Annotated in this window: 10 protein-coding genes and 2 tRNA genes; 8 read left to right on the top strand and 4 right to left on the bottom strand. The window is 42.5% G+C overall.

Annotated features, from left to right (window positions below):
- Positions 1-71: 71 nt before the first annotated feature.
- The gene (locus tag GB993_RS06855) at positions 72-1256 is read left to right on the top strand and encodes a metal-dependent hydrolase family protein (protein ID WP_161003640.1); all 1185 of its coding nucleotides are present in this window, start codon (positions 72-74) and stop codon (positions 1254-1256) included.
- A 54-nt stretch (positions 1257-1310) separates the two neighbouring features.
- Complete coding sequence (locus tag GB993_RS06850; protein ID WP_161003639.1) at positions 1311-2690, top strand: M20/M25/M40 family metallo-hydrolase; 1380 nt, start codon at positions 1311-1313, stop codon at positions 2688-2690.
- Between the two features lie 127 nt (positions 2691-2817).
- On the opposite strand, the gene GB993_RS06845 is transcribed toward GB993_RS06850, so the two are convergent.
- Entirely contained in the window at positions 2818-3768 is a 951-nt protein-coding gene (locus GB993_RS06845) for an FAD:protein FMN transferase (RefSeq protein ID WP_161003638.1), read from the bottom strand.
- A 324-nt stretch (positions 3769-4092) separates the two neighbouring features.
- Between GB993_RS06845 and GB993_RS06840 the strand changes: the two genes are divergently transcribed.
- The 5 genes from GB993_RS06840 to GB993_RS06820 all read left to right on the top strand — a co-directional run bounded on the left by GB993_RS06840 (position 4093) and on the right by GB993_RS06820 (position 6434).
- Positions 4093-4178: transfer RNA gene (locus GB993_RS06840), tRNA-OTHER, on the top strand.
- 78 nt (positions 4179-4256) lie between these two features.
- Positions 4257-4342: transfer RNA gene (locus GB993_RS06835), tRNA-OTHER, on the top strand.
- A 57-nt stretch (positions 4343-4399) separates the two neighbouring features.
- Positions 4400-5653, top strand: coding sequence for a peptidoglycan bridge formation glycyltransferase FemA/FemB family protein (locus tag GB993_RS06830; RefSeq protein WP_162854078.1), 1254 nt, complete (start codon positions 4400-4402; stop codon positions 5651-5653).
- A gap of 108 nt (positions 5654-5761) precedes the next feature.
- The gene (locus tag GB993_RS06825) at positions 5762-6196 is read left to right on the top strand and encodes a GNAT family N-acetyltransferase (protein WP_161003636.1); all 435 of its coding nucleotides are present in this window, start codon (positions 5762-5764) and stop codon (positions 6194-6196) included.
- 139 nt (positions 6197-6335) lie between these two features.
- A complete protein-coding gene (locus tag GB993_RS06820) occupies positions 6336-6434 on the top strand; it encodes a type I toxin-antitoxin system Fst family toxin (protein ID WP_161003635.1) in 99 nt (32 codons plus the stop codon).
- Between the two features lie 349 nt (positions 6435-6783).
- Here the strand turns inward: GB993_RS06820 and gndA are convergent, their stop codons facing one another.
- Positions 6784-8226, bottom strand: coding sequence for an NADP-dependent phosphogluconate dehydrogenase (gndA, locus tag GB993_RS06815; RefSeq protein WP_017260881.1), 1443 nt, complete (start codon positions 8224-8226; stop codon positions 6784-6786).
- Positions 8227-8545: 319 nt separating this feature from the next.
- Here gndA and GB993_RS06810 point away from each other — a divergent pair, with 319 nt between their 5' ends.
- Positions 8546-9724: a thiolase family protein gene (locus tag GB993_RS06810; protein WP_161003634.1), complete on the top strand. Its 1179-nt coding sequence runs from the start codon at positions 8546-8548 to the stop codon at positions 9722-9724.
- Between the two features lie 292 nt (positions 9725-10016).
- On the opposite strand, the gene GB993_RS06805 is transcribed toward GB993_RS06810, so the two are convergent.
- Together GB993_RS06805 and GB993_RS06800 are read right to left on the bottom strand one after the other, a co-directional pair.
- Positions 10017-11480, bottom strand: coding sequence for an Ig-like domain-containing protein (locus GB993_RS06805; protein ID WP_161003633.1), 1464 nt, complete (start codon positions 11478-11480; stop codon positions 10017-10019).
- Positions 11481-11640: 160 nt separating this feature from the next.
- Positions 11641-13218 (bottom strand): helix-turn-helix domain-containing protein, encoded by a 1578-nt coding sequence (locus GB993_RS06800; protein ID WP_161003632.1) that lies wholly within the window; start codon positions 13216-13218, stop codon positions 11641-11643.
- Positions 13219-13315: the final 97 nt, after the last annotated feature.

The following is a 13315-nucleotide window of genomic DNA, read 5'->3' as shown; positions in this document are numbered from 1 at the left end:
CAACTGATTTGACCTTTTTTGCTAGTTGGTATATTTTAATCATAATTTAATTTATTTGAGGTGACTTTTATATGTCAAAAACAGTATTTACACATGGTCATTTATTTGACGGGAACCATGAACAGGAAGTAAATGATGCGTGGTTCGTTGTTGATGATACAACGGGAAAAATTGAAGAAACTGGTAGTAATACACATCCAGTAGTTGAACAAGAAGTTGATTTGTCTGGACAGTATGTTATGCCGGGATTAATCAATTGTCATACTCACATAACGATGGATCCCAACACAGGTGATGGTGGAACTGGCGCCAATGTTGTCGAAGCGACGGTTCGTGCTGTTGATAATTTACACGATCTGTTGAAATCAGGTGTTACATATATTCGCGAGTGCGGGTCTTCGTTTGACATTGACATTTATTTGGAAAAATTGCGTAGTGCAGGGAAACTGACTAAGGTGCCACGTATATTGCCATCTGGCCGGCCATATTCAATGACAGGCGGACATGGTGATTTTCCGAATTTCGGGCATCTGGTCGACTCTCCGGATGAAATGCGCAAAGCAGTTCGTCAAGGATTAAAAATCGGAACGAAGGCTGTTAAAGTTATGGCAACGGGTGGCGTTATGACTCCTGGTGACTTTATGGATGATCCTCAACTTAGCGTTGAAGAAATCAAAGTTGCCGTTGATGAAGCGCATCATAAGGGAGACATCGTTGCCGCACACGCAGAAGGTAATCCAGGCATTATGAATGCTATCAAAGCAGGTGTTGACTCGATCGAGCACGGTTTTTATGTTAACGATGAAGAAATCGATTTGATGTTGGAGAAGGGGACTTATTTAACACCGACTATTGTTGCTGACTGGGCAATTCCAGAATATGCCAAGGGAAAATTGCCAGAGTGGGAAATCAAGAAAGCAGCTGATGCGCTGGACGACTTGTACACTAATATTATGCATGCGTGGAAACGAGGCGTACCGGTTACTCTAGGAACTGATGCGGGGACGCCGTTCAATGATTTTACTATGACACCGAAAGAACTATCTCTAATGGTCGATAAGGGAGTATCACCTGCCACTGCCATTAAGTCATCAGTTACGTCAGCGAAATTGATGAAGATTGATGATGAATATGGCACCTTGGAGAAGGGAAAATATGCTGACTTTTTGGTCTTGAATGGTGATCCTCTGGTAGATGTGAATGCCGTTCAACAACCCGATAAACAAGTTTACCAGCATGGGCAACGTGTCTATTAGTGTCTGAACTTAGCAAATAATCAGTTAGTTAGTGTGAAAGCAGGTTTAATTAAAATGAACAAAAGAGAAGTAGAAGATTATGCAATCGCAAACTTATCTGATGTTGAAGAATATATAACTATTCCAAGTATTTCCGCACAGGGAACTGGCATTAATGAAACCTCTGATTGGTTAGTTAATGAATTTAAATCATTGGGAGCCTCAACGGTTGAAAAATGGCATGATCAAGGAGGAAATCCAGTCGTTTTTGCTGCGTTTAAGGGTGCTAAACAAACGACAGTTTTATTCTATAATCACTATGATGTTCAGCCACCAGAGCCACTAGACGAATGGCATTCTGATCCATTTAAACTGACGCAACGAGATGGAAAAATGTTTGCACGTGGTGTTTGTGATGACAAAGGGGAACTAATGTCACGCCTGACGCTCATTAAATATTTCAATGAGCATGGTGGACTGCCTGTGAATCTAAAATTTTTCGTAGAAGGCGAAGAAGAAGTAGGCAGTCCACATGTTGGGGACTATTTAAAAGCTCACGCGGCAGAACTAAAAGCAGATGTTTGTTTGTGGGAAGGTGGCGGTAAGAACGCCGTTGATCATTTTGAAGTCACCTGTGGTCTGAAGGGCATTGCAACGTTTGAATTAAGTGTTCAGACTGCGGATGTAGATATTCACTCATCATTGGCGAGTTATGCCGATAACGCAGTTTGGCGTCTTATGGAGGCCGTTACATCATTACGAGGAAAAGATGGGCGTGTTAAAGTATCAGGATTTTACGATAATATAAAACCGCTCAGTTCAACAGAGACAGCTGCTGTTGAACAAATGGACTTCGATGGTGAAGCTGTTAAGAATACTTTTGGATTGAAAGGAAATTTCGTCTATCCAGACCCGAAGACCGAATTGGTAAACGGTACGACATTGACTGTAAATGGCATCATGGGTGGATATGCAGGTGCAGGAGTAAAAACAATCATTCCGCGTTCCGCTTCTGCAAAACTAGACTGTCGATTGGTTCCTGGTCAGGAGCCGGCCGAGCTTATGAATTTAATTCGCAAACAATTGAATCGAAATGGGTTTAGCGATGTTGAGATGAAACCAACGCATGCCGAGTTGCCATTTCGGACGAACCTTGATGATCCCTTTGTTAAGCTGAACGTTAAAATTGCTAAACAGGTATACGGTGATGAAAATGTACGGTTAGTACCGAACATGCCAGGCAGTGGACCAGCTGGTGAGTTTGCCAATGAGCTTGGAAAGTCATTACCAATTGTTATGGTTGGTGTTCACTATGCGGCTAGCAAACCGCATTCCCCGAATGAAAATATACGTCAAAGTGATTATCAAGAGGGAACATACTTTTTAGGTGAGTTATTGACTGCAGTTGGCGCACAGTCGGAAGAGTTCAAAGTGTCCAGTTTAAACAATGAATAATCGCACGAAAGCCCCCCGTTTTTCATATTTTGAAAAACAGGGGGCTTTGAGTTATATGAAAATATATGATGAGGTGTGACCGACTAAAAAAGTTATTCGTTTAAAAATGCTTGCGGCCTCATTTTTTCTACTCAATTAATTTTAAACGATGATGAACGATCACTAGATCAACAGTGTCATCATCGTAAACGAAAGCAGCCCCGTAAATATCGTCGCGGTCTTCTCCCCAACCTGGAATTGGTTTACCTGCAAAGAAAAGCCGCTTTGTTTCTATTTCACATGTGATTGAGTCACGGGCAAAAATAGTAACACCGCTGACGTGTGTTTGCAGGGGATGACCGGTTTCAGGACTCAACAAGTGGTGGTAACGATGACCGTTCTTAACTAAGACGCGTTCGTAGGTGCCTGACGTGACGGCGGAACCAGCTGGCATCAACACAGTCAGAAGATCCTCACCACGAGCTTTTGTTGGCGCCTGAACACCAACTAACCATTGACCATTATCGCGTTTAGGCGAAGTACCGACAAATTCAATGTTTCCGCCTAGATTAATGATGCCTGCTTGCACGCCATTGGCACGCCATAAATCGCGAATTCGGTCAGCAATGTAGCCCTTGGCAATCCCACCCAGATCCAGTTCCATTCCTGGTTCGGTGAGGTAAACACTCTGATCAGCGTCATTTAGAATGACGTTTGCTGCATTAGACAGTGCTAGCCGTTTGGAAATATCGGATTCATTGGGAACGTTTGCTCCAGCAAAGCCAATTTTCCAAAGTTTAACGAGTGGTCCAATTAGAGCATTGAACCCAAAATGTTGGTGACTCTGCTCAACGGCAGTTTTGATGAGTGCAAACGTGCTTGGGGATACTTGTACAGCATGTTTGCCGGACGCGTTGTTGACTGCCATAACTTCGGAAACGGGTGCGTTAACGGTTAACTGTTGTTCGTACAGTTGAATGAGCGCAATGCTGTCATCCAGTACCTTTTCATCTGTTTCACCCATGACCGTTAGCACAATACGAGTGCCAAGTGCATGGGTTGTTTTTGTTAGTTTTTGCGATGCGAGATTATTAATCATAGTTTGGGTCCTATTGGTTATCTTTCAGTATGTTCAAAGTGTCAATGTTAATTGGTATTATAGGTCGTGGTCGTTTTTATCGTCAATGTTAGTATGGATGAGTACTCAACATTAATAAATTAATAAATAAACTTTGAAGTTTAGTAAAGACACTACTGATATTAACCATCTGAAAATATTGTGCGGTAATATCACAGTGTACCTAAAGAGATGAAGATGTTTCCATTTTCACTAGTCAACGGATGTCTAGCGTTTGTGAAATTACCTTGAATCTTCTTTGGAACAGGGTTATATTTTTTTATGGCGGTATTTTTAAGCCCTTATGGAGAGTTACCCAAGTCTGGTTGAAGGGACACGATTTCGGTTGTGAGGTCAGTAATGACGCAGAGGTTCAAATCCTTTACTCTCCTTTGTGAGTTCCTGTTGATGACAAGCCTGTGCTGTTGACGTGGACTCACATAGTTGCATAATTTAACAGTTTTAAAAATGGAGAGTTACCCAAGTCTGGTTGAAGGGACACAATTTCGGTTGTGAGGTCAGCAATGACGCAGAGGTTCAAATCCTTTACTCTCCTTCACAGGCATCGGTGGTCGATGCCTTTTTAGTATCAAAAAAATGGAATGGTGTGAAAATGGTGCAAAAAGTTCGGGAATTATCAGCTGAAGAATTTAGTGCGTTTGAAGAAAAGTGTCCTTACGGTTCGTTTTATCAATCTGTAGAACAGGGCAACCTGATGTTAAAAGAAGGCCATAAAGCGACTTATATGGGTCTTGTCGAAGACGATAAGATCATTGTGGCCGGATTGTTGGTCGGCATGAAGATTCACTTTGGTTATCGGTTTGATATCTATGGTGGACCATTGTTTATGCCAGGTTCTGAAACAAAAGCTAACTTGTCTGCGTTCGTTGAAGCAGTTGAAGAATACGTTCGTAATCAAAACGGGATGTTCTTGCGCCTGATCCCCAACTTGCCGGTTAAAACATATAACGATGCGGGCGAGCTCACTGCGAGTCACTTTGAAACTTTGCCAGCATTGTTTAAAGAACTTGGCTACGATTATCAAGACTATCATGCAGCCGGTTACGACGAAGCAACTCATGTTACTCATTACGAGTATAAAAAAGATGTCCGTGACATGACGGAACAAACGCTGGAAAAGAGTTTCGATAAGAAAACACGTTATAACATCAAAAAGGCCAAAGAATTTGGTGTTAAATTAAGAGACATCTCCTTCGATGAATTACCAGAATTCAAGAAGGATACGGCAATGACTGCAGAGCGATTGCACTTCCCGGACAAGTCACTTGATTACTACCAAAACGTTTACCGTGAGTTTGGCGATAAAATTCGCTTTGTCGTGGCTGAAATCGACTCGAATGAATACATTGATTCTTATCAACAAAAGATTAAGTCAACTGATGATAAAATCGCGGCACTTAAGGCGAAAAACAAGGGCTATGAACAGAACAAGATCGATGATCTTGAACGCCAAAAGGCTAACCATCAAAAGAAAATCGATGTCGCAAAGGACCTTCAAAAACGGTATCCTGCCAAGTTCAATGTTGCCGGTGCGATGTTTGTGATTCAACCGCAAGAAATCGATTATGTATTTAGTTACACGAACGAAGAATTCAAGACTTTTAAAGGGCCATTCATGTTGCAAGATGCTATGATGAAGGCCGCTGTTGACCAAAAGATTCCGACGTACAACTTTTTGGGTGTTGCCGGACTATTCGATGGTAGTGACGGTGTGTTTGAATTCAAACAAGGCTTTAATGGCTACACTGACGAAATGATCGGTGAATTCTCCAAAGTGTTGATTCCATGGCGTTACAAGCTCTTAAATGCCATTAAGACAGTGTTGGGGCGTAGCAAACGTTTCTAAAGTGGACTTGAAAGATAAAGAAAATAACCGTTTGAAAATTACAAGTTGCACAGTAATTTCCAAACGGTTATTTTGGTAGCGTTAAATAGAATTGAATGGAGAAACAAAATGTCTATTATTTCCCGTCATGCCAGGTCAGAAGATTATGACGCACTAACCATACTATGGCGTGAAACGGTTGTAACAACGCACAAATTTTTGAAGGCGACAGAGATTGACCAGATTCAACGAATGTTGCCAGTGTACTTTGATGCAGTTAATTTGTTGACATGGTTTGATGGTGAAGAACTAATTGGTTTTTCTGGCACGAAGAATTATAAACTTGAAATGCTGTTCCTGGATGTTCGTTGTCTGCATCAGGGCTACGGAAGGCAAATTTTGGAACGCCTGATCAATAAGGAACACATTCAAACAGTAGATGTTAACGAACAAAATCCTGATGCATTATCTTTTTATCAGCATAATGGGTTTCACATTGCGAGCCGTGATGCTGAGGATAATCAGGGACGTCCATTTCCAATCTTGCACTTAAAGTTAACCTAAGTATATTATCGAGAGAAATAAAATCATTCCGCTCAAAACTCACCTGTATTTCTAATCCAATTAAGGCAAACATTCTTGTAAAATCTCTATTGTAGTCGATTCCGGCTCATCGCATAAAAACGGTGAGAGGAGGACGAATATGTTACAAATGTTTTTGACTATTATAGTGGGCCCGCTTGTTGTCGGCGTGCTGCTTATCTTATTTATGCAGTGGTTGAATCGAAATGATAAGTGGTGATCGACTACTAATCTAACCCGTCCGTTTAAGTACATATTATTCGAAAAAAGAACCCCGAAGAGTGCCAGCTCTTCGGGGTTTTGACGAATATGTTACATTTAACTATCAGTGTAAATATAGTTTATCATGTTTTTGAGCAAATGCTAAGTAGTAGGGTAAATGTCATTTGAACATGTATGTGCCAAACACAAGCACATAACTTACCCTTATGTTCGACCAAATGTTTCAGTTCATTATCCATAGCAAATTTCATAATCAATCAAAAAGCGATCGTAACTTTGGATTAAAATCCAAAATTACGATCGCCTTATTTAATCTATTGTTTGAGTCACAACATTTAATCCGAAGTCTATTGTTCTTCGTACCAAGTGTAGTGGAAGTTACCAGGACGGTCAGTACGTTCGTAAGTGTGAGCACCGAAGTAGTCACGTTGTGCTTGCAACAAGTTAGCTGGCAAAACTTCTGCACGGAAACTGTCGTAGTAAGTGATGGCAGCTGAGAAGCTAGGAACTGGAACCCCAGCCTTAACAGCCATGGCAACAACGTCACGAACTGATTCTTGGTACTTAGCAGCGATGTCCTTGAAGTAGTCGTCGAACAATAAGTTCGTCAGCTTAGGATCCTTGTCAAAGGCATCAGTGATGTTTTGAAGGAAGCCGGCACGGATGATACAACCTGCGCGCCAGATTTGTGCTAGTTGACCAAATTGTAAGTCCCAGTCATAAGTTTCAGAAGCAACACGCAATTGTTCGAAACCTTGTGCGTAGCTCATTAACTTACTGAAGAACAAAGCTTGACGAATCTTTTCGATGAATTCTTTCTTGTCACCGATTTCAGCCTTACCTTGGTTCTTAGCTGCTGGCAATACTTTAGAAGCTTTAACACGTTCGTCTTTCATCATTGAAATGTAACGAGCGTAAACGGATTCAGTAATAACTGATTGTGGTACTTGGATGTTCAAAGCATCTTCTGAACTCCACTTACCAGTACCTTTGTTGTTACCACGGTCCAAGATCATGTCAAGGATAGGCTTTGTCTTGTCGTCGCCTAAGTCATCTTTATGAGTCAAGATGTCAGCGGTGATTTCGATTAAGTAGCTGTCCAATTCACCCTTGTTCCATTCTTTAAAGATGTCAGCCATTTCGTCAACAGAAATGCCGGCAACGTTACGCATGATGTTGTAGCTTTCGTCGATCAGCTCTTCATCACCATATTCGATACCGTTGTGAACCATCTTAACGTAGTGACCAGCACCATTAGGGCCGATGTACGCAACACATGGCTTGCCATCTTGAGGGGCCTTTGCAGCAATCTGTTCAAGGATTGGGGCAACTAAGTCATAAGCGGCCTTTTGACCACCAGGCATTAGTGAAGGACCTTGAAGGGCACCTAATTCACCACCGGATACACCCATGCCGATAAAGTTGATCCCGGACTTGTCCAGTTCAGCGTTACGAGCCATAGTGTCGTGGAAGTTAGTGTTCCCACCGTCGATTAAAACATCACCCTTGTCGAGTAATGGCAATAATTCTTGGATAACGGCGTCCGTTGGGGCACCAGCTTTAACCATCATCAAAATCCGACGAGGTGTTTCAAGAGACTTAACGAAATCTTCAATCGTATAACTAGGAACTAACTTTTTGTCGCCGTGGTCCTTCATCATGTCATCGGTCTTTGAACGTGAACGGTTGTATACACCTACAGTGAAACCGCGACTTTCAATGTTTAGGGCCAAGTTCTTACCCATAACTGCTAAACCAACAACACCAATTTGTGCTTTTTGATCTGCCATGATAAACCTTCCTTGTTATGTTTTATTGTGAAAATCATTATCATTATGGGCACAATCCCGTTATGTCAACGATGTTCCACAATTGTGAAGAGCAACACTATTACAGCTATTATGGTAGTTGATACGCTTACATTTTTCAACCGCTAGGGGTTCGTTTAATGAAATTAGTTGTGAAATAAATTTACGCTGACAGTTTATAAAACTTGGTTACAATCGTTTGTCATTGTTCTTAAATAATTGCCGTAATATTCGACATCGGTTAGACTTGAGTTTACTTGTGAAAAAGAAGCAGTCAAACAGAGTAGAAAGAGGGAAACTCATGGACGACGTTGTTATCGTCAGTGCTGTGCGCACACCTGTAGGAAAAATGGGCGGCGCATTGGCCAGCTTTAGTGCAGTTGAATTAGGAACCTTAGCGGCTAAGGCTGCAATTAAGCGGGCAAACGTTGATCCAAGTATCATTAATCAAACGATTGTCGGCAACGTCTTACAGGCTGGCTCGGGGCAAAATGTTGGTCGTCAAATAGGGATCAACGCTGGCGTTCCGGAAAGCAGCCCAGCGATGACCGTTAATGAAGTTTGTGGATCAGGTTTAAAAGCGATTCGATTGGGTCAATCAGCCATTGTTATGGGTGATGCCGATGCAGTCTTAGTAGTTGGCACGGAAAGCATGACCAATGCACCTTACCTGACGAATGGTATGCGATTGGGGACTAAGTTTGGTGACACAACGATGGTTGATAGCATGGAGCATGACGGCCTGACGGATGCCTTTTCAAATCAGCCGATGGGTGTGACTGCTGAGAATGTTGCAGAGCAGTACCACGTTAGTCGCGAACAACAGGATGCTTTTGCATTGGCCTCACACCAGCACGCAGCCAAAGCCAGTGACGATGGTGCGTTTGCCGATGAAATGCTGCCATTAACCGTTAAAAATCGGCATGGGGAAACCGTTATCGACCGCGATGAAACGATTCGTGAAGATACCAGTCTCGAGAAGTTGGCTAAACTTAGACCGAGCTTTGAACTGGGTGGTACCGTCACGGCCGGTAATGCGGCGCCACTGAATGATGGTGCTGCTGCCATGATCCTGATGCGTAAAAGCAAGGCTGACGAGTTAGGTTTGAAACCATTGGCGACTATTAAAGGTTATCAAGAAGTCGGCGTTAACCCACAAACAATGGGCTACTCACCGGTTAAAGCAGTCAGTGAGTTACTTGCCAAACAGCATCAGACGGTGTCGGATATCGACTTGTTTGAACTGAATGAAGCCTTTGCAGCGCCAAGCGTGGCAGTTGCTCGCGACCTGAAGATTCCAGCGGACAAATTGAATCCAAATGGCGGTTCTATTGCCATCGGCCATCCCCTTGGGGCGACTGGCGTTCGGATCGTAACGACACTGATTTATGCCTTGAAGCATGCCAATCAGCATACAGGTGTTGCCGGTTTATGTATTGGCGGCGGACTGGGCATTGCGCTTTCTGTGGAAGTTAATTAAGACCTTTAGTATGAGAGAGCGGGACATAACACGCCTTGGCTTTCTTAGGTAACATAAATCCGGCGTTTATGGGTGTTTTTCCCATGAGCGCCGGATTTATGTTAGATGAGCAAAAGTCAGTGTTATGTCTCACGTTTGCGGCAATTTTTCATCCGCATGAACTTTTGCGATTGAAGAAAAATTGCTTACCGAAACTACCTGCTACCATTTTGCTGAAATAAAAGATGAGCAAAATGACTCAGACTTTTAATTTCTATGCTAATTGTGACTGTTATCGACTTTTTTCATCAATTCAGTTTTGACGTAGCCGGTAAATAATGAGACCGGTAAGCGAGATAATACCGACAATAATTAGTGAAATGCTAATTTGCTGACCGGTGTGTGGCAAAGCCTCCGCCAGAGAATCCTTCTGTGTTGCAGATTCTTTGGTTGAAATGGATTGACCGTTAAACGGCGCATTCGAAGACGAATTTGATGAACCTGCAACTATTGTTTGGTCACGATTGTCGGATGCCGAAGATTGGTTGCTGGATGTTAGGTGACTAGCGCTTGAATCGTTAGAATCAATCACTGAGTTATCCGTTGAACTTTCGTTGGCGTGATTGGTATCTACGTGATGACTGTCTGAATTACCATTACTTTCAACAGCACTGGTGTCACTATTTTCTGATGAACTGCTATTTGAGCTTTCAAAGGCACTATTGGATTCGCTCGTCGAACTTTCATTGGAATCGTTGCTGTCTGAGCTATTGTTTGATTCTTCGCCAGAGTTATTATTCTCAGAACCACTACCTGTTCCTGAACCAGCAGTTTGTTTCACGCTGGCAGTGGCCTTTTCAGTATTAGTACCACTGCCGTTTTTACCCCAGCTCATTGTGGCCGTATTTTTGAACACAGAACTGCCATCAGAGGCAACGGCTGGATCCTTAAACGTTGTTAGATAATCAATGACAACCATCTGTGAATCAAGTTTAGCAAACGTTGTTTCAAAACTGTCGCCAGTCACTGATACTGTGTAATCTGCTCCAGCAGTCAGGGTTTCATCACGCTTATAGCTTGCTTGTGTGGTGGGGTCTGTCCAATGTCCATTAGATACAGTAATGCTGTCAGGGACTAATTGTTGACCAGCATCAGTGATGATATCTGAAACTTTTACATTTTCCATCAGTAGTTCATTACGGTTAACCAGAATGGTCCATTTGATTGCCGGGTTGCCGTTGCGGTCAGTCGTGAAACTGCCCTTTTTTGACAAGTTATTTGTGGATGGACTGACAATCACTGGGCTTGTTAATGTCCCGTTGTTAGTTTCAAACGGCACATTTTGTTCACCTAATCCGATTGTTGCCGCATTAAGTTTGGTCGAGAAGGTAATGGTGCCATGGAGGTTACTCAGGGTTGCTGCAGTTTCATTAAACGTAACCACCATTGTGCCATCAGTCTTTACGTCGACAGTTCCTAACGCCGTGCCATCGTCAGCAAGCAGCGGAAAAGTTGATTCCTTTGAGACACGAAGGGCGTCTGGTAATTGAATTTTCATTTGATCGTTAGCAGCGATATGAACGTCGTTTGGCACTGCCCAGTCGTAGCGCACGTTGACGTTACTGGCATAGCTAAAATTAGGTCCATTTGTAATTGTTCCGCTAGTGATGAATTCGTTGCCGTATGTTGCGGCTTGTGCGGTCTGAGTGTTGAAAATGAAGCCGATCATCACGGTGAACACAATAAGTAGCCAGTTTATTAATCGAGAACGTTTCATAATTCTATCTTCCTCCCAAATTACTCTTGGAAATAGCGTACGAGAGAAATGAGCGGATAATATCTCAAACTTCACGGCCAGTTCGATTTTTACGAGAAATCTGACTCGTGAAAAATTGATATACCTAGAAAAATGATGAATTTATGACATTCTGTGTCGATTAAAGTACGTTCTTTGGTGTTCGATGGCATGGTGGGTTCGTTGCCGATAGTTCGCGGGGATGCCCAGTTAAGCCTCGATTATTTGGGGTAGCTTGGAGTAATTCAGTTATTTTAGTCAAATCATCTTCGGATCCTAGATCCGTCAAAATATACGTTTGGGCAGCTTGAATAACAGGTTGATCGGGACAATGATCGGATAAATAAAGATCATATTGCTTATTTGGGTCAAAGACTTCAACTGTCGTTCTAAGTGTTTGATTAAAGTAGTTTTGGCAAATTTGAATAAAGGGTTCGAGCCACATCTCACCAATTTCCGGATCGATGGCAATCCTGTAGGTTGGGGCAAATCGCTGTCTCAACGTTAAACGTAGTAGTACCATAAGCTGTTGCACATATCCTGGATCGACAGAAATCTTAAATTTGTCTGCCAAGGATGAAACGATGACGCGAGTAAGCTCGTGGGCCTGACGGATGATCAATTCATTATGAAGGCGTTGGTAGTAACGTGTTGTTGTATCTGGCCGCATAACGTTGATATGACCAGCACAGACGGTGAGGTTGACCAATGTGCGATAGAGAGTAGCGACACTGTATCGCGTAATGGTTGGCGTGTCTAAATTAAGCATTGGCTGAACATGTTCTTGGTGGATAGTTTGCGCCATGATCGCAAGAGAATCAGCCGTATTGACCATGTCCACAGCAGGTTGCCAAAAGGCGTCGTCAATGGGGAAAACTTCATGAGCAACACAAAAAATCAATAAACTTTGCTCAAGTTCTGTTTTTTCGATTCGCTGCATAAACGTGGGCATCGAATCCTGTAGTCGTTGCCACAACTGTTGAAAGTGGGGCGCACTTGCCATCGTCTTATAGACTTGGCGGGCGAGGGGAGATAAGGTCATCGTCGTGTCGGCATGTCGGTTGCGCAGCCGAATAATTAGTAGCCAAGTATACAGTTTGCGAGGCCCGTCAGCCGCGAGATATTTATTAGATCCGTCGATTAATAAACGATGCATTGTCTCCGCTAAAGGACTGTTACGTTGCAAATAACGACGGTAAACGTACTGGTCTTTTGGGCAGACATTCCACAGCAGTTCATACATTAAATGTTGAATAGCAAGATCTGGGCCAGTGAGTTGCAGTTGATTGATTTTGACGTGAAAGGGCGCTAAAAGATCATTAAGTTCGGCAATCTTACGGTAAAGAGTGGCCACGCTGAAGTTGAGCTTGGTGGCCAATTGAATGCTGGTTAGATTGGGATTAAGGACGATGTTTTCGATAATGCTGATTTTAGGTGTCTGGCGATAGTACGAGAAAATGAGCGTTTTTAAACTCATTTGACCGTTGATGTGTAAATGAACTTTTTCATTGTTCCATTTAAAGGAAATATCATATTGAGCTAGTGAAGGTCTCAGCACCATTTGGATGGCTTGCAGGTCGTCCATTAATAAATTGCGGCTTGAAAAAGGTAACGCGGTCGCAATTTCTGAAATTTTGGCCTCGCCATTATTACGGTATAGATATTGCAAAATCCTAATCTGTCGCCGTTCAAACGGCTCTAAAAGATCTTCTTTGTTCATTATTCCACCTCAGTGTCGTAAATAACTGTTGCCATTAATTAATTTACCCACTAAACTAAACGTGTGGTTCTCAAATTTTTCGATAATTTTTGAATTA

This window comes from Furfurilactobacillus milii (assembly GCF_009864005.1).
Taxonomy (GTDB): Bacteria; Bacillota; Bacilli; order Lactobacillales; family Lactobacillaceae; genus Furfurilactobacillus; species Furfurilactobacillus rossiae_B.
This window is presented reverse-complemented; position numbering and strand designations above follow the sequence as displayed.